At 66.9% G+C, this 22,034-nt stretch carries 17 protein-coding genes; 8 read left to right on the forward strand and 9 right to left on the reverse strand.

Features of this window, described 5'->3' with window-relative positions; translation table 11 throughout:
• Complete coding sequence (locus tag FCE95_RS00105) at positions 1-1,590, reverse strand: FecR family protein (protein ID WP_189644591.1); 1,590 nt, start codon at positions 1,588-1,590, stop codon at positions 1-3.
• Positions 1,591-2,014: 424 nt separating this feature from the next.
• Between FCE95_RS00105 and FCE95_RS00110 the strand changes: the two genes are divergently transcribed.
• From FCE95_RS00110 to FCE95_RS00120, 3 genes are all read left to right on the forward strand, one after another.
• Positions 2,015-3,346 (forward strand): DEAD/DEAH box helicase, encoded by a 1,332-nt coding sequence (locus tag FCE95_RS00110; protein ID WP_137264984.1) that lies wholly within the window; start codon positions 2,015-2,017, stop codon positions 3,344-3,346.
• A 220-nt stretch (positions 3,347-3,566) separates the two neighbouring features.
• On the forward strand, positions 3,567-3,884 hold the full coding sequence (locus tag FCE95_RS00115) for a hypothetical protein (protein WP_137264985.1): 318 nt from the start codon (positions 3,567-3,569) through the stop codon (positions 3,882-3,884).
• A 117-nt stretch (positions 3,885-4,001) separates the two neighbouring features.
• Positions 4,002-5,702 (forward strand): VanW family protein, encoded by a 1,701-nt coding sequence (locus FCE95_RS00120; RefSeq protein WP_223266720.1) that lies wholly within the window; start codon positions 4,002-4,004, stop codon positions 5,700-5,702.
• Positions 5,703-5,810: 108 nt separating this feature from the next.
• Here the strand turns inward: FCE95_RS00120 and FCE95_RS00125 are convergent, their stop codons facing one another.
• From FCE95_RS00125 to FCE95_RS00140, 4 genes are all read right to left on the reverse strand, one after another.
• On the reverse strand, positions 5,811-6,947 hold the full coding sequence (locus tag FCE95_RS00125; protein WP_137264987.1) for a hypothetical protein: 1,137 nt from the start codon (positions 6,945-6,947) through the stop codon (positions 5,811-5,813).
• A gap of 170 nt (positions 6,948-7,117) precedes the next feature.
• Entirely contained in the window at positions 7,118-8,944 is a 1,827-nt protein-coding gene (locus FCE95_RS00130) for a sensor histidine kinase (protein WP_189644592.1), read from the reverse strand.
• Positions 8,941-9,606 carry a response regulator transcription factor gene (locus FCE95_RS00135; RefSeq protein WP_137264989.1) on the reverse strand — a complete coding sequence of 222 codons (666 nt, stop codon included), beginning with the start codon at positions 9,604-9,606 and terminating at the stop codon, positions 8,941-8,943. The genes FCE95_RS00130 and FCE95_RS00135 overlap by 4 nt, the downstream gene beginning before the upstream one ends.
• Positions 9,607-9,719: 113 nt before the next feature.
• Positions 9,720-10,622: a TolB family protein gene (locus tag FCE95_RS00140; protein WP_137264990.1), complete on the reverse strand. Its 903-nt coding sequence runs from the start codon at positions 10,620-10,622 to the stop codon at positions 9,720-9,722.
• Between the two features lie 142 nt (positions 10,623-10,764).
• Between FCE95_RS00140 and FCE95_RS00145 the strand changes: the two genes are divergently transcribed.
• Both FCE95_RS00145 and FCE95_RS00150 read left to right on the forward strand, forming a co-directional pair.
• A complete protein-coding gene (locus FCE95_RS00145) occupies positions 10,765-11,835 on the forward strand; it encodes a sensor histidine kinase (RefSeq protein WP_137264991.1) in 1,071 nt (356 codons plus the stop codon).
• Entirely contained in the window at positions 11,832-12,581 is a 750-nt protein-coding gene (locus tag FCE95_RS00150) for a LytR/AlgR family response regulator transcription factor (RefSeq protein WP_189644593.1), read from the forward strand. Before FCE95_RS00145 ends, FCE95_RS00150 begins: the two co-directional genes overlap by 4 nt.
• Positions 12,582-12,584: 3 nt before the next feature.
• Here FCE95_RS00150 and FCE95_RS00155 read toward each other — a convergent pair whose 3' ends face one another.
• Positions 12,585-13,076 carry a hypothetical protein gene (locus tag FCE95_RS00155; protein WP_137264993.1) on the reverse strand — a complete coding sequence of 164 codons (492 nt, stop codon included), beginning with the start codon at positions 13,074-13,076 and terminating at the stop codon, positions 12,585-12,587.
• Between the two features lie 205 nt (positions 13,077-13,281).
• On the opposite strand from FCE95_RS00155, the gene FCE95_RS00160 reads away from it, so the two are divergent.
• From FCE95_RS00160 to FCE95_RS00170, 3 genes are all read left to right on the forward strand, one after another.
• Entirely contained in the window at positions 13,282-13,920 is a 639-nt protein-coding gene (locus FCE95_RS00160) for a response regulator (protein WP_137264994.1), read from the forward strand.
• A gap of 194 nt (positions 13,921-14,114) precedes the next feature.
• Entirely contained in the window at positions 14,115-17,273 is a 3,159-nt protein-coding gene (locus FCE95_RS00165; protein ID WP_137264995.1) for a YadA family autotransporter adhesin, read from the forward strand.
• Between the two features lie 89 nt (positions 17,274-17,362).
• Positions 17,363-18,139: an OmpA family protein gene (locus FCE95_RS00170; protein ID WP_137264996.1), complete on the forward strand. Its 777-nt coding sequence runs from the start codon at positions 17,363-17,365 to the stop codon at positions 18,137-18,139.
• A gap of 343 nt (positions 18,140-18,482) precedes the next feature.
• On the opposite strand, the gene FCE95_RS00175 is transcribed toward FCE95_RS00170, so the two are convergent.
• From FCE95_RS00175 to FCE95_RS00185, 3 genes are read right to left on the reverse strand one after another with little or no spacing between them, the layout of a single operon-like run.
• Positions 18,483-19,256 carry a queuosine precursor transporter gene (locus FCE95_RS00175; protein WP_137264997.1) on the reverse strand — a complete coding sequence of 258 codons (774 nt, stop codon included), beginning with the start codon at positions 19,254-19,256 and terminating at the stop codon, positions 18,483-18,485.
• On the reverse strand, positions 19,253-19,924 hold the full coding sequence (locus tag FCE95_RS00180; protein WP_137264998.1) for a DUF502 domain-containing protein: 672 nt from the start codon (positions 19,922-19,924) through the stop codon (positions 19,253-19,255). Before FCE95_RS00180 ends, FCE95_RS00175 begins: the two co-directional genes overlap by 4 nt.
• A gap of 50 nt (positions 19,925-19,974) precedes the next feature.
• Positions 19,975-22,005 carry a bifunctional serine/threonine-protein kinase/formylglycine-generating enzyme family protein gene (locus tag FCE95_RS00185; protein WP_189644594.1) on the reverse strand — a complete coding sequence of 677 codons (2,031 nt, stop codon included), beginning with the start codon at positions 22,003-22,005 and terminating at the stop codon, positions 19,975-19,977.
• Between the last annotated feature and the right edge of the window lie 29 nt (positions 22,006-22,034).

Raw genomic sequence — 22,034 nt, forward strand, 5'->3', positions numbered from 1 at the left:
TTACAAAGCCAGCAGCAGCAATACCGCGCCGCCGCCGATGGCGGCGATCGTGCACGGACGGCAGCCGAGCTTGACGCTCTGCGCCGGGCCGAACGGCTCCGCGTATCCATCGCTGTCGATCACCTGCGTACGCGCGTACCACGTGCCCGAGCGCAGGTCCGGCAGCGAGATCTGGTTCGTGTCCAGTTCGCGATCCACTTCCAGGCGCGAGAAATCGGCCTTGCGCGACAGTTGGAAGCGATAGCGCTGGCCCGGTCCGCCTTCCGGCCAACGCACCGTCAGCGTGTTCTTGTCGGCGTTCGCGTCGCGTTCCAGCGCCGGGCCGTCCGCCGGCGCCACGCCGAAACGCACGCCGTCGTTGAAGGCCGACGTTTGTCCGGCCGCATCCACCGCGGCGACGCGCCAATAGTATTCGCCGGGCGCCAAAGGCTGCGCGGCGCGCAGTTCTGTCTTCTGCAATCCCTCCTGATCGAACAGCAGCGTCGCGAATCCGGGGTCGCTTGCGAGCTGCACGCGGTAGCGCACGCCTTCGCCGGTCGACGCCCAGCGGAAGCGCGGACGGTCGACTCGGGAGGTTTCGCCTTGCGCGGGCGCGATCGCGAACGGCGGCTGCACCGAGATGCGCGCGGCGGCGGTCGCGTCGAAGCCTTCGATGCCGTGGCCGTCGATCGCGCGCACCCGCAAGTGGTAGTCGCCGTTTGCCAGCGGCGGCAGGGCGATGCTCGGAGCGTCGGAGATTTCATCGACGGCGAGCGTCAGGAAATCGGCGCTCGCGCTGACTTGCCCACGGTAGCGTTGCGCGCCGGCTACCGGCGCCCACACCAGGCGGCCCGCTTGCAGTTTGAGCGACGCCGATTCCGGCGCAGGCAACAGCAACGAAACGGCGGCCGGGCGGTTGTCCGCGCCGCTTGCCGTGCCCTGGCCGGGTTTCAGCACGAGCTGCCGACCGCCGCCGCTGACCGCGACGCTGCCTTCCAACACCTCGGCTTGCGAACCTTGCTCGTCGCTGCCGATGCGGAATTCGGTGCCCCGCACGCTCGACATGGTGCTCGGCGTTTCGACGATGAAGCGCGACGCCGGCCCGCGCATGCGCTTGACCGCGTTGCTGATGCGGCCGCGCGCCAAGCGCACGCGCGTGTCGGCCATGCCGGTGGCGCCGTAAGCGGTGAGCTTGTCCAGGACCAATTCGCTGTCGCCCTGCAACAGCAAGCGCGAGCCGTCGACGAATTGCAGCGTCAAACTGGCGCCTTTGGCGGTGCGCAGCCGGGTGCCGATCCCCAAGCGCATGCCTTCGGCGACGGCGATCGATTTCGCGGCGCGGCCGGCTTGCGCTTGCACGCTGCCCTCGACCGCCAGCACCTGGGCCTTCGCCGGCTGCTGCTTCAGCCAAGCCACCGGAAAACGCATCAGCGAGCCGGGAGGCAACCGGTACGGATCGGGGACGGCGTTATGCGCTTGCAGCTTCTGCCAAGGAATGTCGCTGCGCACGTATTTGGCCGACAGATCCCAAACGGTATCGCCCGGACGCACGCGGTAGCGCCATTCTTGCGCCGATACGGCGAACGAGGCCAGCGCGAGAAGCGCGAGCATCGCGAGTTTCGCGAACTTGCGGCCGAACCGGCTTACGCCGGCGTCATCCGTGGCTATCGAATTCCGATCCAAACCGCTCGTCCATTCCCCCAACGGGCATATTGTCCGCGAAAAATCCGGGCAATTCATCGAAAAAACGAAAGGCGGGCCGCCGGGTAGGTGGCCCATTCAGGGAAATTCGCGTACAGTTCGTCCCGTTTGCAACGCGGCTGCCTGTTCCTGGTACGCCTGCCGCAGGGTCGGAGAGGGGCTGAAACCCCAACGATCCCGGCCACTTATCCCGCACGTCTTTCGTCGCGCAGACACGGTCCGGAACCTCCGGAACCGTCCAAATCCCTACTCGCAGCGCGGTTTCTAGGAAGCTTCGAGTAAACGGCCCGCCGCTCGGCGGCGTGGGGCCGTTGCACCATCGGAGCTTTACCCAATGACGTTCGAAACCCTCGGGCTGTCGCCCGCGCTGCTGCGCGCGCTGGCCGAAAACGACTACAACCAGCCGACGCCGATCCAGGCCCAGGCCATCCCGCTGGCCCTGGCCGGCCACGATCTGCTGGGCGGCGCCCAGACCGGCACCGGCAAGACCGCCGCGTTCGCCCTGCCGCTGCTGCAGCGCCTGTCCAAGCAGACCCCGCCGGCCGGCCCGCGCAAGCCGCGCGCGCTGATCCTGACCCCGACCCGCGAACTCGCGGTGCAGGTAGCCGACAGCCTGCGCACCTACGGCAAGCACCTGCGCCTGAACGTGACCACCATCTACGGCGGCGCCGGCATGGGCCCGCAGATGGACAACCTGCGCCGCGGCGTCGACATCCTGGTCGCCACGCCGGGCCGTTTGATCGACCACATGGAGCGCGGCACCGCTAAGCTCGACGCGGTCGAGATCCTGGTCCTGGACGAAGCCGACCGCATGCTCGACATGGGCTTCCTGCCCGCGATCAAGCGCATCCTCGGCCGCGTGCCGGCACAGCGGCAGACGCTGCTGTTCTCGGCCACGTTCGAAGCTCAGATCAAGGCGCTGGCGTTGGAGTTCATGCGCAATCCGCAGCAGGTGCAGGTCGCCGCCAACAACACCATCGCCGAGACCATCGTCCATCGCGCGCATCCGGTCGACGCTTCCCGCAAGCGCGAATTGCTGATCGATATCCTCAGCAAGCGCCACACCGAACAGGTGTTGGTGTTCGGCAAGACCAAGCACGGCTGCAACCGTTTGGCCGAGCAGTTGGAAACCGCCGGCTTGAAGGCGGTCGCGATCCACGGCAACAAGAGCCAGGCGCAGCGGCAGAAGGCGTTGAACCTGTTCAAAGCCGGCAAGGCGCGCGTGCTGGTGGCGACCGACGTCGCCGCGCGCGGTTTGGACATCCCGAACCTGCCGCTGGTGATCAACCACGATCTGCCGATGGTGGCCGAGGACTACATCCACCGCATCGGCCGCACCGGCCGCGCCGGCGCCAGCGGCGAAGCGCTGTCGTTGGTGTCGCCGGAGGAAGGCGGCCTGCTGCGCCAGATCCAGCGCATGCTGAAAGTCGATCTGGACATGTCGGTGGTCGAAGGCTACGCGCCGAGCCGCCCGATCCGTTTGGACATCGGCGTGCCGACGCAGCAGCGCGGCAACCAGCGTCCCGCCGGCAATCGTCCGCCGCGCAAGGCGCACCGCCCGCACGGCAAGCCGGGCGACCGCAGCGCGCATGCGCATGCCGGCCCGAAGCAGCATCGCAGCGGGCAGGGCGCCCGCGATGGGGCGCGGCGCGGATCGCGCGCCTAAGCGCAGGCCGCCGACAACAGAAGCGAAGAGAAAGCCGGCCTAGCCGGCTTTTTCTTTGTCCGAGCGGATGTAGTAGACGCGATCACATTCCAACACCGGGATGAATTGCGATACGAATTGCACTTCCGAACATCCGCTGCAAGGCGAGGCCGTCGCATCGGTGGCTTTCCGTCGTTGTCGCAAGACGACACGGAGTCGCGATCGCAACGGAGCCAATGACATGCCCGAAATCTTACTGCGCATCGTCGAGGGCGCTTGCGTCGCGTTGTACCGCCACGAACCGGGCGAGAAGGCGGAGGCGATCCCGGCCCGCGGCGACCTGTACGACTACAGCGGCGGCTTCGGTTGGGGCGGAGCGGGCCCGGCGCACATGAATTTGAGTTGCGCGATCGTGGGCAAGCTGTACGGATTCGGCGGCCATCACCGCAAGGAGCTGACCCGCCGCGCGCGCATCCTGCAAGAAGAGGTACTCGCGAAGCTGGATGCGAAGGCCGGGCACGACCTGCCGGTGGAAACGTTCCATCGCCTGTTCGAATAGGCCGTCTGCCGGTCGCAAGCATTTGTGGTTAGAGTGCTGCGCATGCATGCGCCCGCCCAAACGAGCTGGTTCGGATCCCGGGCGGGGAAAGCCTGGTTCGGGATCCGTGCGAATGGGTTGCGCGCGCTGCGGTTGATCGAGGACATCGCCGCTCCGGCCGGGCGGCGTCCGGCATCGTTGGCCTATCGGCCGGCGGCCGGGGACGACGAAGGCCGCGTTCTGGCCGAATCCGTCAGCCCGCTCTGGACTTCTCTGTTCGACGACCGCAGCGCCCTGGTAGCCGGCAAAGTGCAGAACTTGCGCGTCGCCGCAACGAAATTGGATGGCCTGCATTTCGCGGCCGGCGACGTTTTCAGTTTCTGGAAAGCCGTTGGGCGGCCGACCGAACGCCGCGGCTACGTCGAAGGCCGCGAACTGCGCGAAGGCTGCATGATCTCCAGCATCGGCGGCGGCCTGTGCCAATTGTCGAACGCGCTGTATTCGGCCGCGCTGGATGCCGGCATGCGCATCGTCGAACGCCATCCGCATTCGCAAGTCGTGCCGGGCTCGCTTGCCGAACGGGGCAGGGACGCGACCGTGTTTTGGAACTATCTGGACCTGCGCTTCCGTTGCGAACGCGCGTTCGCCATCGAAGCGCGCTTGACCCAAGACCGGTTGATCGTCCGATTCCGCGGCGATGCAGCGCCGCGGCGCGAAGCTTCATCGCGCCCCGCTTTGCGCGCGGCTTTGGTCGGCGATCCGGCGCCGGCGCCCGACGATTGCGGAGATTGCGCTCAGGGCGAATGCGTTCAGCGCTTCGAACCGGCGCCCAGATCGCGCAGTACCGGGTATCTGTTGGACGAGATGTGGCCCGAATTCGACCGCTGGATCGCCGGCCGCCTGCGTTCCGGAGATTTCGCGTCGGTGCCGATGGACGGCGTTCGCCGGAAGCGCCCGAACTATGCGTGGAACTCGGTCCGGAACGAGGGCGTGCGGTTGGTCGAGCATCGCTGGTTAGCGCTGCGCCGCAGTTTGGCCTCCAGGCGTTTGCAGGCCCAAGGCGCCGCGAGGCAACGGCGGCTGTTGGCGTTCGACCGCGAGTTCGCGCGGGCGTTCGCGAAAGCGGTCCCTTACGACGCCGAGCAACTCGTGGTCCCGGTCGGCATGCTCGCCGAACTGGTCCGCACGGGCGTCCTCGGCGGTCGGCGTTACGCCGTGCTGATGACGCGCGCGCCGATCGCGATGCTGCAGCGCGATTTGGATCGCGCCGCGGCGCTGCACCCGGAGTCGCCGACGTTGGCCGATTTCAGGGCCGATGAGGCGCTGGTGAGGCTGGAAGAAACGGGGCTCGGCAATGCCGACAGCATCGTCACGCCGCACACGGCCGTCGCGGATTACGCCGGGCGTTACGGCGTTCCGGTCGAACGCTTGGAATGGGTATTCCCGGAATTCGCCGGCAAAGCATCGCAAGGCAAAAGTCTGCTGTTCCCGGCCTCCGCGCTGGGGCGCAAAGGCGCCTACGAAGTGCGCGAGGCGTGCGCGGAACTCGGTTTGGAAGTGCGCGTGCTGGGCAGCGCCAGCGAAGGCGAAGGATTTTGGCGCGGAACGAAGGCGCGAGCCGCTGCGCCCGGCGATATTTTCGCCGACGTGGGCTGCGTGGTATTGCCGGCCTATGTCGAGCATCGGCCCGGACTGTTGCTGAAAGCCTTGGCTGCCGGCATTCCGGTGATCTGTTCGCCGGAGTGCGGCCTGCCGGCGCAGCTGCCCGCTACGACCGTGGTGCCCGCCGGCGATGCGCGACGGCTCGTCGAGGCGCTGAAGGCCATGGATTTGGCCTGAGCGGCGAACGCTCCGCCTTAGCGAAACATCCGTCGTCCCGGATCGCCTGCGCCATTCGAGCGACCCGGGCGGGCCCCGCGCCGCGATCGCGGCGCGGGGAGTGCGGAGCTAGGCCTTGCTGATGCAGGCGATCCCGCTGACCACGCCGCCCGACGGCGAATTGATGTGCGAGCGCAGCCGGTACGGCCCTTCGCGCTTGTCGACGTTCACTTTCTTCTCGTTGTACAAGGCCCGGAACATGCCTTCCAGTTTCGATTTGTCGTTGACCGAACCGCCCCGGTGCAAAGCGATGTTGGCGTTGTTCGCCTTCGAGAACGGCACCGCGAACTGGACCGCCACGCTGTCGTGGCCGCCCGCGAGCGGAGTGAACACGTACAGGCCCTCGGCGCCGTAGAAACCTGACTTGCGGTCGGCGAAGTAGATGCCGATCGCGACCTGGCGCTCTTCGGGCGTCTTGCCGGCAATGCGCGCCTTCAGTTGCACTTCCGGCGAATCCAGATCGCCGGTCAGATGGTCCGACATGAAGTTCTTGGTGGCGCCGTGGGCCATGTACAGGTCGCCGCCGTGGTAGCCGTCCACGCTCTTGCGCCAATCTCGAACCACGAAGTCGGTATCGGTGTCGTTGATCACCACGCCCAGGATCCGCGCCTGCTTGTCGAAGACCATCCATTTCAGGATGCCGGCGAGCGCGCCGACCACCGCCAGCAGCGCGGTCTTCAGGCCGACCTTGCCGATCGCGCCGGTCAGCGCTTCTTTCAGCGCGTCGCCGTTGAACAAGCGCTTGCCCACTTCCTTGCCGACGCCGATGCCGACCGCGATCACGAAGCCGCCGATGGTGTTGCCGACCAGGCTGCCGACGCTGTTGGAGCGCGACATCAGGTCCAGCCTGCGGGTCAGGTCGATCACGTATTCGCGCACGCGCTCGCCGCTGTAATCGGCGGCGATGTTGGCGTTGTGCTGGGTGATGAACACGTTCGGCTCGTTCTCCACGCCTTTGGCGAGCGGGCCTGGCACTGCGAATTCGCGGTCTTCGGCCGGATAGCCTGCGTGCGACAGCACCGCGGCCGCCAGCGAGGCGCGCAGCTCCACGTAGGCTTGCTCGGCATCCAGGTTTTCGTCGTCGACGATCCTCTTCAGATCGATGCCGAAATGCCGTTCCAGGTTGCCGACGATTTCCAGGCCTATTTCGCGCAACCCGGCGTCGGTTTCGATTTTGGCCTGTTCGGTTTGGTCTTGGACTTCCATTCGAGTTTCTCCCGTTGGTGACGCATCGTGGATAGGAATGCCACGACGAGCGTCGTCGGGAGGGAGGGCTTCCATCCGCGGTTGCGGTCGCTGCCCGAGGCCGTCGTCCATGGCGCGGCCACCATGCGCGCAGGCGGGCCGCGGAGGTATCCCCGAAACCGGGTAGACGGTTATGCGGCCAGCGGGAAATCCACGCGCAATTCGGTGCCGTCCGCGGCGGAGGCCAGTTGCAGCACGCCGCCCAGGCGCTGGGCGCGCAAACGCATGCTGGCCAGTCCGGTGCCGCCCTCGAAGGACTGCGGCTCGGCGCGATCCGCCAGTCCGCGGCCGTCGTCGCGCACGCGGACTACCATGCGCTGGCCCACGAGCGCGACCCGCACCTCCACGCGCTGCGCGCGGCTGTGCTTGAAGACGTTGGTCAAGGCCTCTTGCAGCAAGCGCAGCAGATCCAAACTGCGCGCCGAGTCGAGCGCGATGCCTTCCAACCCGTCCAGTTGCCAGCGCGCGTCGATTTTCGCGGCCTCCAGCAAGCGGCTGGCGCGATGCCGCAGCGGTGCGATCAGATCGGTCAGGTCGGCGTGTTCCTGCGAGGTGGTGTCGATCACCAGCCGCAGATCCTCGCGCATTTCTTTCAACAGGTTAACGAGATCGGCCTTGGGCGTGGCCTCCGGCGCTTGCTCCAGCCGTGCGATGGCGCCAACCAGCGTGCCGCCGAAGCCGTCGTGCAGGTCGCGCACCAGCTTCAGGCGTTCTCCCGCGCGGCTATGCGACAGTTCCAGCGCATGCTGCCGGTTGAGCGTGTCCGACAATTCGCCGGTGGCCGCGGCCACTTCGCGTTGCAGTTCGAGATTGAAGCCTTCGACGCGCTTCATCGCGCCTACGAAACGGTGCGCCAGCACGAAGCCCATGCCCAGCAGCATGACCGGCGAGGTGAACGCGGCGACATAGCCGGTGCCGCGCACGAAACCCAAGTACACCGCGGCGTCGTACAGGGTCACCAGCAGCGGCAAGAGGATGCAAAGCCCCAGCACCTGCTGATCGCGCCGCCCGCGGCGCAGCGCGAAGGCCACGAACGCGATGCTGGCCGCATAGTGCAAGCCCATCATCGGCAGCACGTAGACGTTGCGCAGCGGCCCCATCGCTTGCGGGAAAGCCAGCGCCAGCGCAAGCGCGAGTGCCGCGACTCCCAGCAGAATTCGTTCGAAGCGCGGGCAGCGCCGGTCGGCATATCGCAGCAGAAAGATCACATAGCTCGCGGCCACGGCGACGTAGCACGCTGCAATGAACGCCTGCCAGCCGTCGGTGGTCGGAAAGGGCCAAGGACTGGCGGCGACGAAGTTGTAACCGTAGACCAGTCCGAACAAGCCGTTGAACGCGAACCAGCCGTAAGTCGTGTCCTGCCGGCGCAGCAGCCAGAACAGGCCGAACAAGGCGGTCAGCACGGCGCCGATCGCGATGTCCAGCAACTGCAGGTCGTGGCGCACGAGTTTTTCTGCGCGATACATCGATTCAACGGTTTGCGGGTCGCCGACCGTGGCCTTGCCGAACGCGGGCTGGTAGGCGGCGAGCCCCGAGACGCGCACCAGCAATTCGTTCTGGCCCCGGCGCAGCAACGGCGCATCCAGCAGGAAATAACGTGGCGCCGTCCAACCGCGCGACAAGGGCTCGACCAGACTGGCGTCGCGGGCGATCAGGCTGCCGTTGACGTAGACCGCCGCGGCCATGCAGGTGTAATCGACCAACAGGCCGGTCGGCACGTGCGGGTCGGCCTGCTGCCAGGTGAGCCGATACCAAACGACGCCATCATGGCCCGGCCAGCGCGTTTGCCACTGGTCCATCAACGTCACCGGCACCCAGCCTTGCGCGGGCGGTGCCTGCGCATCCCAATCCGAGCGCGCGGCTTCGGCGCCTTCGATCGTCCGTGTCTGCGGTTGCGCCTGCGCAGCGGTACAAGCGAGCAATGCGAACAAGCACAGGGCGGCCAGGCGTCCGATCAATTCAGCAGCCCCATCGAACGCGCCTCGAAAACCGCGGCCGTGCGCGAACCGACCGCGAGCTTGCGGTATATGTTCTTGGTGTGGCATTCGATGGTGAGCTTGGATAGCGACACCAGTTCGGCGATTTCTCGGTTGCTGAAGCCTTGCGCGACCAATTTGAGGATCTCGCGTTCGCGTTCGGACAATGGCGGCGCGGCCGGCTGCGGCGCGGCCGGCGCGGCTTGCGGCAGCAGCGCCAGAATTCGGCGCGCGATGGTGGGATCGATCGGCGCGCCGCCGCGCTGCAGGCTCTTCAGCGAGACGCGCAGTTCGTCGTCGTCGCGGTCCTTGAGCAAATAGCCGATGGCGCCGGCCTGCACTGCGGCCAGGATGGTTTCTTCTTCCGCCCAAGCCGACACGATCACCGACGCGGTCCGCGGCGCGTGCTGTTGCATCCAGGCGATCAAGCCGATGCCGTTGCCGTCCGGCAATTGCACGTCCACCAATGCCAGGGAGAAAGTTCGCGCACTCAGCGCCGCCTGCGCCTGGGCGAGGTCGGAAGCGGTTTCGATATGCGCGCCGTCGTCCGCGACGCCGGAAAGCAAGCGCTGCAAACGCAGCCGTCCCGACGGATCGTCTTCCACGATCAAAATGGACGCCAAACTGACCGGCTGCGGATCCATGCCTACCCCCGTGCGCAGTTTAACGCGGCGGCGCTACGGCAGGCTCGTGGCGGATCGAAAAAAAACCCTCCCGGGATGGGAGGGGCGGCAACGGCCGAAGTCGGATGTCGCGATCACTCCAGCTTGTAACGGGTGATGAAGAAGTCGGGGAACCAGTCGGGGTCTTCGATGAAGTTGCGGATCCAGATCAGTTTGTTCTCGTCCCACAGCATGGTCGGGTGGTAATCGTCGGCGTTCGAATTGATGCACGGCCCGAGATTCCGCGCGGGCTGGAAAACGCCGCGGCGCGCATCGCTGCGGTAGATGTCGCCCCAGCCGTAGCCGCCGGGGCGGCTGAGCGATGCGAACAGCAGGGTCTTGCCGTCGGGCGAAATCTCGGGGTTGTATTCCCAATAGTCGGCGGTGTTGATCGCGGCGCTCAGCTTCACCGCCGGGCCGAAGCTGCCGTCCGGCCGTCGCGCACTGCGCCAGATGTCCCACTTCTCGCCGTCGCGATTGCTGCCGAAGTAGAGATTGCCGTGGCGGTCGATGCTGGGATACAGCTCGTCCGCGGCGCTATTGGGGCCGGCGCCCAGATGCTGCGGTTCGCCGAAGCCGCGCGCGTCGCTGTAGCGCAGCTTCCACAAGTCGTAGAACTCCAGCGGCTGGCCGCCGGGTTGCAGCGGACGCTTGGACGAGAAATAGATGGTCTTGCCGTCGGGCGAGAACACCGTGTCGACATCGTCGTAGATGCCGGAGAACGGCGCGACCACCGGCTCGCTCCAACCGCCGCGGCGGTATTCGGACATCAGGATGACCAATTGCTCGCCGGCGAAGCCGTTGCCCACGGTCCACAGCGCCAGATTGCGATCCGGCGATAAGGTCAGGCGCGATTCCCAGTTGTTGCCGGGGCGGGAAATGACGCCTTCGCCGAAAATCTTCGGCGGTGCGCAATGGCCGTCGTCGGCAGCGGCGGGCAGGGCGATCGCGGACAGGCACAGGAGGAGGGCGGTACACAGCGCGGCGCGGCGTTTCATGACGGTCCTCGGGTCGGGTTCGGCGGCAAACTCCCGCCCCGCGCATGCGCCGACAAGGCCGATGTGACGAACGCATCCGCGGGGGTGACCAAGGCGGCGGCCGCGGGTTGCAACGGCATCCCCGCGCCGTTAGCTTGCAGCCATGTCGCGGCGCTCTTGGCTGGTCGTATTGGCGGTGGTCTTCTGGTGGACGCTGGAAGGCCTGGTCACGACCGGACAATTGCTGACCATGCAGTTCGGCGGCGACGAGGCGCTGACGCTCGGCCAAGCCCTGCGTCGCGGCGTGGCTTCGGCCTGGTTGTGGATTCCGTTTTCGTTGGGTTTGTTCTGGCTGGTGGAGCGCTTCCCGATCGAGCGCGGCCGCTTGGCGGCATCGATCGGAGCGTCATTCGTCGCGGTGGCCATCATCGTCGTGCTGCGCGCCATCGTCATCTATCGCCTGAACCCCTGGTTGGGCTGGTACCGCGAATTGCCTCCGTTCCGCGACGTGCTGGTGACCAGCGTGTTCAACAACTTCCTGCTCGCCTGGCTGAACATCGGCGTCGCCCACGCTTGGCTGTTCGGCCGCCGCGCGCTGCAGCGCCAGCGCCAGGCCGAGCAGTTGCAGGCGCGGCTCACCGAGACGCGGCTGGAAGCGCTGAGCGCGCAGCTCAATCCGCATTTCCTGTTCAATGCTTTGAACTCGATGGCCGAGTTGGTGCACAGCGATCCTGCGGCCGCCGATCGCATGCTGGTAGGCCTGGGCGAATTGCTGCGCAGCAGCCTCGACCACAAGCAACGCCCGTTGGTGGCGCTGCACGAGGAATTGCGGCTGCTGCGGCATTATTTGGATATCGAAAAAGTCCGGCTGGGCGAACGCTTGCAGTTGCATTGGGATATCGACGCGGCGGTATGCGATGCTTTGGTTCCGCCGCTGCTGCTGCAGCCTTTGGCCGAAAACGCGATCCGGCACGCGATCGCCGAAAAGATCGCGCCCGGGCACCTGGGCGTCAGCGTGCGCGGCGACGGCGATTGGCTGCTGCTGGAAGTCAGCGACGACGGCGACGGCCGATCCACCGCGCCGCGGCACGGCACCGGCTTGGCCAACATACGTTCGCGATTGGAAGTGCTGTTCGGACAGGAGTACGCGATGGAACTCGACAGCAGCGGTCCGGCAGGCGGAACCTGCGCGCGCTTGCGCTTGCCGCTGCACCGCGAAAGGATCGCGGCATGAGCCGGGCGTTGCGGGCGGTGATCGTCGACGACGAGCCGCTGGCGCGCGCGCGCCTGAGCCGCCTGCTCGGCGACGAACGCGAAGTGGAAGTGCTGGCCGAATTCGCCGACGGCGAATCCGCGGTGCGCGAGATGCCGGCGCTGTCTCCGGACGTGGTGTTTTTGGACGTGCGCATGCCGCAAATGAACGGCTTCGCCATGCTCGAACGGCTGCCGGCCGAACCGCGGCCGCTAGTGGTGTTCGTGACCGCCTATTCGGAACACGCGGTGCAGGCCTTCGATGCGCGCGCCGTCGACTATTTGGTCAAGCCGGTGGCGCCGGACCGCTTACGCGATTCGGTGGAACGGATTCGGCGCCAACTCGCCGGGCAGGCATCCCGCGACGATGCGCGCGGACGTTATCCGGAGCGTTTGGCCGTCCCCGATGGCGCGCGCGTGCGGATCGTCGCGGTCGCGGACATCGAATACGTGCTGGCCCAAGGCAACTACGTCGAGCTCAAGGTCGGCGGGCGCGGCTTGTTGCTGCGCGAAACCATGGCCGGCATCCGGGAACGCTTGGATCCCGCGCAGTTCATCCGCATCCATCGGTCGCGGATCGTGCGGCTGAGCATGGTCGAGCAAGTCGAACCATACAGCGCGGGCCAATACGTGGTGCGGATGCGCAGCGGCGCCCGCTTGACGTCGGGCCGCAGTTATCGCGCCGAACTGAGGCGCGCGCTCGGCTTGACGCCTAACGCCGAAGCTTGATCGCTAAGCCGTTCGCGGTTCGCGGCCGGCTTCCATCGCTTCTTCCAAGCGCCAGGTCAATGCGAGCAAGCGTCCGCGGAATCGGGCCAGGCGCGCCAAGGTCGCGCCCTTGCGCGCCGTGCGCATTTCGGCGAGCAGCGCGCGGCCTTCGTCCATCAGCGGCGAAGGCCCGAGGACGTGGTAGCCGCCGACGATGCGGTGCAGGCAGAGCGCGGCGCGATCGAGATCGCAGGAATCCAGGCAGGCATCGAGCTCGGCGATGTCCTTGAGCGTGGCTTCGATCAGCATCAGGGCCACGCCGTCGGCGGCGACGGCGTCGCCGAGCAGGTCGACCAGGGCGCTCAGTTCAGGGCAAACCAAGCAGGCGGTGCGCTCGGCCGGCGCGACCGTCGCGGCCGGTGCAGGCAACAGCTTGAGCGCCGCGTCCGGGCGCGGAAGCGGCGTGGCTTCGCTCTGTGCGGAGCCGGGCGATGGCGCCCTGCGGAGCTTGTGCATGATTTCCCCCACGGAAAAGATGGTCGATGCCGATCGTGCCGTGTGTGACGCCCGTCACGTATAACGAAACGCACGATCGGGAAGCGAGCGGCCGCAGCGTCTGAATCGATATAAACGGCACCGGCGCGGACTTCCCGCATACGTGCCGAAGACCGTGGGCGCGGTACGCTCGAGTTTTCTTACGGATCGTCGAGACCAAGGACGAATGAACGCCTTACGCATCGTCTTAGCCGACGACCACGCGGTGGTCCTGGCAGGCGTCCGCGCCGTGCTGGAGCGCGCCGAACCGCCGATCGAGATCGTCGGCGCCGCGCAAGGCGCCGAGGAGCTGATCGCATTGCTCGATCGCGTGCCGTGCGATGTGCTGGTGACCGATTTTTCGATGCCTTCGCCCAGCGACCACGGTCAGGACGGGCTGCGCATGCTGCAGACCATACGCCGCACCCATCCGTTGTTGCGGGTAGTGGTGCTGACCATGCTCGACAACCCTTCGATCCTGCGCGCGATCCGGGAAATGGCGCACGGCCTGATCAGCAAGCGCTCGGATCTGCGCGAACTGCCGGCGGCCGTGGCCGTGGTCGGCGCCGGACGCAGCTATCTCAGCCCGATCCTGCAGGCCGCGCTGGAAAGCGAAAGCGGCCGGCCGGAAACCGCGCTCACCGCGCGCGAAACCGAAGTGATCCGCTTGTTCGCCGACGGCCATTCGGTCAGCGATATCGCGCGCCGGCTGAACCGCAGCGTCAAGACCATCAGCCATCAGAAGGCGGACGCGATGCGCAAGCTGGGCATCGACAACCACAGCCAGTTGTACGCCTACGCCCGCGACCACGGTTTGAAATCGTGACGGAGCTCCGCTTTTCGATCGTCGGCTAGGCAATATCAGAATCGTCTCATTCTCCTTCTCGTGCGGCACGCCCAGGGTGGTTCACGGCGCAATGCATGACGCACCGCGCCGAGGGCGCGTTCGATAACGGAAACGCCGCAGCTACGGCCGCTCCGCTATCGCCCGTTCCATCCAGGGACTGACGGGGGAAAACCATGAGCAGCGATGTGAAGCTCCGCGCCCTGCGCGCGAACTTGCTGGCGGCCGCGCTGGCATTGCCGATGGCCGGCGCCTGGGCGCAAACGGCGCCACCGGCCGAAGAAGAAACGGTCCAGCAGGACGCAACGACGAAATCGGTCGCCGATACCGAAGAGGACAGCGAAGAAGCGCAGGCCTTGGCGCCGGCCTTCGTGCCGAGCGAACCGTACCTGCTGCCTCCGCCCGATTTTTCGATGTTTTCGCTAGCCGGCGGCGGCATGTCGCCGATGAGCGTGATCGAACCGCCACCGGCGACCAACAACACCCTGCCGGGCTTGGTGCAGTACCTCAACGATTGGCTGCTCGGCAACGACTATCAGGCGTGCGGCCTGTTGGGTTCGGGCTGCCTAACCATCGACCGCGCCAATTTCAACTATTCGTACCTGAGTCTGATCTTGAATCTGATCCAGGCGCCGAACGTGCTGGACCTGGACGGCAATCAGCCCGCCAACCACCTGACCCTGATCGGCAGCGTGCATTCGGACAGCTACATCCAGTTCCAGGACAGCAACTATTTCGGCAACAACAACAACGCCAGCTGCGTGATCATCGGCCTGGCTTGCACGTGGCAGACCAACGCGGCACAGAACAACCAGGTGATCATCGGCGACGGCAGCTACGCCAACGGCTCCAACACCATCGTGATGGGCACCAATGCGCGGCACCAGCTGCCGACCATTACCGCCGCGCAGGCCGGCTTCCCCGGCGGACCGGACACCAATTACGCAGCGCGGTTGGGCAATTCGGTGGTGATCGGCGACAACAGCTTCGGCAACGCCGACCGTCAGACCATCCTCGGTTTCGGCGCGACATCGACGCATGCCAACAGCGTATCGCTGGGCGCCGGTTCCTCGACCGCCGTTGGCGCGCAGACCGGCTATATCGCGTTCGGGCTCGCGGCGCCGCAAAACTCTTCGGGCGAAGTCTCCATCGGCGCGGCCGGGGCGACCCGCAAGCTGACCAACGTCGCGGCGGGCAGCGTCGGCAGCGATGCGGTGAATCTCGCCCAGCTGCAGGGCGCATTGGCGACTATGGCGGCCGATCCGTTCGCGGTGAAGTACGACGATCTGGGCGGTTCGCCGAACCTGCAAAGCGTCACCTTGCAGGGCGCGGGCGGCACCACGATTTCGAACGTGCGCGCCGGCGTCATCGCGCCGGCCAGCACCGAAGCGATCAACGGCAGCCAGATCTTCGCGATCAGCCAGTCCAACGCGCAACACCTGGGCGCTGGCGCGGGCGTGGCGCCGGACGGAACCGTCAGTGCGCCGAACTACGTCATCGACGGCAACGGCTATAACAACGTCGGTTCGGCGCTGGCCGCGATCGACACCGGTTTGGCCGAAGCCGATGCGTTCGCGGTGCAGTACGACGACGACGGCGCGGGCAATCCGGATTACGGCAACATCACGTTGCGCGGCCCGGCCGGCACCGGCACCGTGCTCGACAACCTCGCCGCGGGGCAAATCGCCGCCGGCAGTTTGCAGGGCGTCAACGGCGGACAGATCTTCGGCATCGGCACGTCGGTGGCGAATCTGTTCGGCGGCGGCACCACGTTCAACGCCGGCGGCACGTTCACCGCGCCGAACTACATCATCGGCGGCAACAGCTACACCAACGTCGGCGACGCGCTCAGCGCGTTGGACGGCGGGCTCAGCGACAGCGACGCCTTCGCCGTGCATTACGACGACGACGGCGCGGGCAATCCGGATTACGGCAACATCACGTTGCGCGGCCCGGCCGGCACCGGCACCGTGCTCGACAACCTCGCCGCAGGGCAGATCGCCGCGGGTAGCCTGCAGGCCGTCAACGGCGGCCAGCTGTTCGCGCTGGGCAGCGCCACTGCAAGCTTGTTCGGCGGCGGCACGACCTACAACGCCGGCGGCATCTTCACCGCGCCGAATTACGTGATCGGCGGCAACACCTACCACAACGTCGGCGACGCGTTGACCGCGTTGGACGGCAACGTCAGCGGCGGCAACGCCTTCGCGGTGCAGTACGACGACGACGGCAGCGGCAATCCGGACTACGGCAACGTCACGTTGCGCGGCCCGGCCGGCACGGGCACCGTGCTGGGCAACGTCGCGGCGGGCGCGGTGACCGCCGCCAGCCTGGATGCGGTGAACGGATCGCAATTGTTCTCGGCGCAAACGACCATCGCCAATATCTTCGGCGGCGGCGCGAGCGTCGGTCCGGCCGGCGGCTGGACGCCGCCGAGCTATTTCATCCAAGGCAATACGTACAACAACGTCGGCGACGCGCTGTCGGCTTTGAACCAAGGCTTGGACGACGTGAACGACCGCGTCGACAACCTGCCGCCGGCCAGCGTCGGCGATCCGCTGGTCGCGGTCGACGGCGTGCGCGACGGCAGCGACGATGCGACGGTGGCGTCGGGTTCGGGCAGCGTCGCGATCGGTTCGAACGCGGAAAGCGGCGGCGATCACGGCGTGGCGGTCGGCGGCGGCAGCTTCGCGGCCGGCGACAACGACACCGCGATCGGCGGCAACGCCCGCGTATCGGCCGACGGCAGCACCGGCGTCGGCGCCAACGTGGCGATCGGCGCCGCGGCGACCAATGCCGTGGCGATGGGCGAGGGCGCCGCGGTATCGGCGGCGTCGGGCACGGCAGTGGGCCAAGGCAGTTCGGCAACGGCGACGAATTCGGTCGCGCTGGGCCAGGGCTCGGTGGCGGACCGCGCCAACACGGTTTCGGTCGGCGGCGCAGGCAATACGCGCCAGATCACCAACGTCGCCGCGGGCGTGCAGACCACCGATGCGGTCAACGTCGGCCAGTTGAACACCAGCATCCAGAACGCGATCACCCAATCCAACACCTATGTCGACAACCGCATCAACGAGATGCGCGACGACATTTGGGAGATCGATCGCGGCTACCGCGCCGCGACCGCGTCGGCGCTGGCCGTGGCCGGCTTGCCGCAGGCCTATATGCCGGGTAAGAGCATGGTCGCGATGGCGGCCAGCGGCTACAAGCAGGAGGCCGCGCTGGCGATCGGCATCACCACGATCTCCGAGAACGGACGCTGGATCTACAAGTTCAGCGGCACCACCAACACGGTGAAGGAAGTCGGCGTGACGGTTGGCGCCGGATTGCAATGGTAATCGTCCGCTTTGCGCGGCCGCAGGGGGCTGCCGCGCAACGCGAGACAGGGACGAAGGACCGCACAGGGGGAATCGGGCGTATGCACAGCATGGAACGACAGTGGGCGGGCGCAGGGATGCTGCTCGCCGCAGCGATGGGATTGGCTGCCTGCGCCAGTACGGGATCGCACCCGTCCGACGGCTTCCCGGATCCGGCGTCGGCGACGCTGGCCGGCGGTATTTATCCCAATCTCGACAATCTGCGCGCCGTCGCGCCCGGCATGAGCAAGGATCAGCTCTACCATCTGCTCGGCCGCCCGCATTTCCACGAAGGCGTGTTCGGCGTGCGCGAGTGGAATTACCTGTTCCACCTGCCGGGTCCGGGTTCGGATACTTCGGTGTGCCAGTTTAAGATTTCGTTCGACGACGCGCAGCGCGCAAGCGCCACCGCCTGGTTGCCGCAGAGTTGCGCGGCGTTGCTGGCGAAGGATCCGCCGAAGCGCGAGATCGTCGAAGAACGCGTCGTTTCGCTTTCGGCCGACGCTTCGTTCGCCTTCGCGAGCGCGGAACTCTCCAACGAGGGCCGCAAAGCGCTCGACCGCATCGCGGCCGAAGCCGGCGCAGGCGTGGAGCAAGTGCGCATCGTCGGGCATACCGACCGGATCGGCGACGGTGCCGCCAACGAAGCGCTCTCGCGCCGACGCGCCGACGCGGTTGCCGCTTATCTGATCGGCAAGGGCATCCCGTCCGCTGCGGTCGCCAGCGAAGGGCGCGGCGAGCGCGAGCCGGTCGCCGAATGCGCCGACGCGCCGCGCGCGCAGCTGATCGCCTGTTTGGCGCCGAATCGGAGAGTGGAGGTGTCGCTGCGTGCGATCTCCCGCAAGTGATCCCGTTCCGCGTCGCCCACGCGGCGCGGAACGAATGCGGCAGACGCGACGACACCATCGCGCCGCGCCGCGAATGCGCCGGTCGAACACCGGCGACTAGAACAACATGACGGCCGGGGGCGCCGGGTTCGCGTACTTCCCCTACGCAGCCCGGCGCCTGGCTTCACCGGTCCGCCATGTGGCCTTGCCGTGAGGCATCGCATTGAAAAAGGGAGCCATTCGGCTCCCTTCTTTTTTAGCGAACGAAGGTCGATCTTTTGTGGGAGCGGCTTCAGCCGCGAGCTTTTCGCATGATCGCGCCGCGGCCGAAGAGCTCGCGGCTGAAGCCGCTCCCACAGGAAGATCAGGCGCCCGCCGCGTGTTCGCGCAATTCGGCCGCGCGCGCGTGGCCCAGATAGCGGTGGATCGCCGCCCGCGCCAAATAGAGCAGCGGAATCAGCGCGATCGCCGCCGCCATTTTGTAGAGGTAGTTCAAGCTGCCCACCGCCAGGAACAGCGAAGTCGGCCAATGCTGCGGGCCGATCACGAAAGCGATGTACAGCACCACGAAGCTGTCGATCAGCTGCGACACCGCCGTAGAGCCGGTCGCGCGTAGCCAAGCATGGCGCTCGCCGGTAGCGCGGCGGATGCGGTGGAACACCGACACGTCGATCAGCTGACCGATGATGAAGGCGATCAGCGAACCCCAGATCGTCCACAGTCCTTGTCCGAACACCGCCGCGAACGCGGCCTGGTAATCCGGCACGCCTTGGTCTTTGGCCACGCCGACCCACCAAGAGGCGGGCGCCAGATGGATCGCGACGAACGCGAACGCGAAGCCGTACACGATCAGCCCCGCCGCGAGCCAGCTGATGAAGCGCACGCCGCGGCGGCCGTAATACTCGTTGACCGTATCGGTCATGATGAACACGATCGGCCACAGCAGGGTGCCGGCGGTGAAGTTCAACGAGCCGGTCTGGCCGAACAAATTCCATTCGAACGGCTTCAATCCCAGCGTGTCTTCCAGCGCGAAGATTTTGACGCCGATGAACTCGGCCAGCACGGCGTTGACGCAGAAAAACGCCGCCAACAGGATGAACAACCGCGTCGCGCGGTCCTCGAGCGGACGCGTGGTCACTTCTGCGGTGCCGGCGGGGCGAACGGGATGGTGTCCGGCGACACCGCGCCGCCTGAGATGATGAAGCTCATCGCCTGGTCCACGGTCCAGTCGGTCGGCGTCATCTTCTCCACGGGCACGATCTCCAAATAGCCGGACGTCGGATTGGGCGTGGTCGGCACGTACACCGCGGCCAGTTCGCGGCCGGTGCCTTGTTCGCGCACGACCCGGGTGACGAAACCGATCGACTTCATCTCGTTGTGCGGAAAGTCGATCAGCACCACGCGCTGGGTGCCGTCGGGCTGGGTCTGCAGGATGTCGAGCAGCTTGCGCGCGCTGCCGTAGATGGTGCTGGCCAGCGGAATGCGCGCGATCACCGCTTCGAACCAGCGCAGCAGGCGTTGGCCGACCACGCGCCGCGCCAGCCAGCCGACCGCCAGGATCACTATCAGCGTGGCCAGCAAGGCGATCGCGGTTTGCACCCAAGGTTCGTCGAACCAACCCAGCATGCGCGGATCGCTCGATGCGATTTGCCGCGCCAGCGGCTGCACCCAAGGCTTGCTCAAATCGCTGAGCAGCACGAACACGAACTTCACCACCACCCAAGTCAGCCAAATCGGCAGCAGGGTCAGCAGTCCGGTGAGGAACAAGCGTTGCAGGCGTTTGCCTGCGGTGGCGGTCGATGGCATGGGCCGATTCTAACGGCAACTTCCAGCGGCGACGCATGCCGGATAACGGCTCAGGGATCGCGCACCAGCCGGAAACCGACGTCGTCGTAGCCGCGGCTGGGATCCAAAGGCCGCGAATCCGCCGCGCCGCGCCAGGATTTGCCTTGCGCCAATCGGCGGCGGCAGCCCTGTTCGCAATCGGCCAGCCATTCGGCCACCGGCTTGCTCTCGGTCGCCGCCGCGATCTGCTTGGCTTCGGCGGCGGTGGGCAAACGATAGCGCCGGCCGTCGCGCTGGCCGAGCCATCGCAGATAGGCTTCCGCATCCTGCCAGGACACGCAGACCACGGCTTGCGCGTCGTTCTGCTCGAAGCCGGGCGAAGTCCAATCGCGCGGAGACAGCACGCGCAGCAGCGAGGCGCGTTCGCGGCATAGCGCCGGCGCGCGTCCGGTCGCGCCGGCGAAGCGCGCATAGTCGGCGCGCGAGACTTCGCTCCGGCCGATGGCGACGACGCGTCCGCCGCTGTGCAAGAACTGCAAGCTGGCGTCGCGCGGCGTTCCGACGACGGCCAGCGCGGTCTTCATCAAGCCGGTCGCGGCGGTTTTGTCGTCCAGAACCTTCGCCGCGAGTTCCGCCGTCGCCACCGCGGCCATGCGGTCGCCGCTTTTCGCCGCTTCGTCGATCCGTTCGCGCAGTCCGCGCTCGAGCGCGGCATGCAGGCGTTTGAGCGCGGGCGAGTTAGCGCGCCGCGTATCGCGCGCGAGACGGTCGGCGTGGGTCAGGTAATCCCGCACGCGTTCCGCATTGCCTTCCTTCAAACGTTGCTGTATCTGCAGCGAGGTCGCGTCGATCAATGCGTCCACCGCGGCCGGAAGCCGGGCGTGGTCGGAATCCGCGCGCCAAGCGGCGAGCAGGCTGTCGTAGGCGTTGCCGTCCTTCGGCGCGGTCAGGTTGCGGGCGGCGGTTTGCCGTTCGGCATCGCGCATCCAGCGTTCGGCCGGGGATTCGGGCGGCGGCCGCAGCATCGCGTCGGTCGGATCGATGGGCGCGATCGGCGTGGGCGCCGCAGGCGCAGGTGCAGCTGCGGGCCCCGGACTCGTGGCCGAGATGGTGGGTTCCTGCTTGCGGTCGAGTTGGCGCAGACCGACGCCCGCCAGCGCGGCGGCGGCTAAGGCGGCGCCGATCCACACGCCGCGCGGCCAGCGCCGCAGTCCGGCGAAGAAATCGCCGATGCGCCGGCTCAGCGCGAATCCCGCGGACTGGCGTTTGCGCTCGATCTTCTGCAACGCATCGAGCATCTGCTGCGCATTGCGATAGCGCAGGCCCGCGGTCTTGGCCATCGATTTGTCGATCAACCGCTGCCAATGGCGCCGCTCGCGCGGCAAGCGCGGAATGGGATCCTGCACGTGCTGCATCGCCATCGCCAACGCGTCGTCGGCGATGTAAGGCAGGCGCCCGGCGAGCATTTCGTAGGCGAGCACGCCGACGCTGTAGAGATCGGCGCGATGGTCGACGTTCTCGCCGCGCGCCTGTTCGGGCGCCATGTAGGCGGTGCTGCCGACGGCCAGGCCCGCCATCGTCACGCGCGGGCTGTAACCGTGGCGCAAGGCGATGCCGAAATCGGCGAGCAGCGGCCGATTGGCTTCGTCGAACAACACGTTCTCGGCTTTCACGTCGCGATGGATGACGCCGCGGGCATGGGCGTAGTCCAGCGCCGACAACAGCGCGCGCAAAGTAGAGGCGACGCGGCTCTCGTCCTGGGTGAAGTCGCATTGGCCCAGATGCCCGCGCGCCAGGTAAGGCATCGCGTAGTAGGGCAGGCCGTCGCGGCTGCGTCCGACCTCGAAGATGCCGACGATGTGCGGATGCTCGAGCCGCGCGATGGTGCGCACCTCGTTCTCGAACCGGCGCCGGCTCACTTCGTCGGCCAGCGCTTCGGGCAGCATCACCTTGACCGCCACTTCGCGGCCCAGCGCGGTCTGTTCGGCCAGGTAGACGGTCGACATCCCGCCATGGCCGATCGCCCGCAGCACCGTGTATCCGGCGATCTCCGGCAACGTCTCGGCCCGGCTCTCCGGCCGTTCAGGCGATTGGATGGACATGGTTCCCCCCGGATCCGCGGCCAGCATAG

The organism is Luteimonas gilva (genome assembly GCF_005239095.1).
In the GTDB taxonomy this organism is placed as follows: Bacteria; Pseudomonadota; Gammaproteobacteria; order Xanthomonadales; family Xanthomonadaceae; genus Luteimonas_C; species Luteimonas_C gilva.

Bases quoted from the DNA above. Each gene is read 5' to 3' on its own strand.
- FCE95_RS00170 (WP_137264996.1), top strand. From the start codon at position 17,363: ATGGAACGACAGTGGGCGGGCGCAGGGATGCTGCTCGCCGCAGCGATG.
- FCE95_RS00110 (WP_137264984.1), top strand. From the start codon at position 2,015: ATGACGTTCGAAACCCTCGGGCTGTCGCCCGCGCTGCTGCGCGCGCTG.
- FCE95_RS00140 (WP_137264990.1), bottom strand. From the start codon at position 10,622: ATGAAACGCCGCGCCGCGCTGTGTACCGCCCTCCTCCTGTGCCTGTCC.
- FCE95_RS00145 (WP_137264991.1), top strand. From the start codon at position 10,765: ATGTCGCGGCGCTCTTGGCTGGTCGTATTGGCGGTGGTCTTCTGGTGG.
- FCE95_RS00125 (WP_137264987.1), bottom strand. From the start codon at position 6,947: ATGGAAGTCCAAGACCAAACCGAACAGGCCAAAATCGAAACCGACGCC.
- FCE95_RS00185 (WP_189644594.1), bottom strand. From the start codon at position 22,005: ATGTCCATCCAATCGCCTGAACGGCCGGAGAGCCGGGCCGAGACGTTG.
- FCE95_RS00165 (WP_137264995.1), top strand. From the start codon at position 14,115: ATGAGCAGCGATGTGAAGCTCCGCGCCCTGCGCGCGAACTTGCTGGCG.
- FCE95_RS00115 (WP_137264985.1), top strand. From the start codon at position 3,567: ATGCCCGAAATCTTACTGCGCATCGTCGAGGGCGCTTGCGTCGCGTTG.
- FCE95_RS00135 (WP_137264989.1), bottom strand. From the start codon at position 9,606: ATGGATCCGCAGCCGGTCAGTTTGGCGTCCATTTTGATCGTGGAAGAC.
- FCE95_RS00180 (WP_137264998.1), bottom strand. From the start codon at position 19,924: ATGCCATCGACCGCCACCGCAGGCAAACGCCTGCAACGCTTGTTCCTC.
- FCE95_RS00155 (WP_137264993.1), bottom strand. From the start codon at position 13,076: ATGCACAAGCTCCGCAGGGCGCCATCGCCCGGCTCCGCACAGAGCGAA.
- FCE95_RS00160 (WP_137264994.1), top strand. From the start codon at position 13,282: ATGAACGCCTTACGCATCGTCTTAGCCGACGACCACGCGGTGGTCCTG.
- FCE95_RS00105 (WP_189644591.1), bottom strand. From the start codon at position 1,590: ATGCTCGCGCTTCTCGCGCTGGCCTCGTTCGCCGTATCGGCGCAAGAA.
- FCE95_RS00150 (WP_189644593.1), top strand. From the start codon at position 11,832: ATGAGCCGGGCGTTGCGGGCGGTGATCGTCGACGACGAGCCGCTGGCG.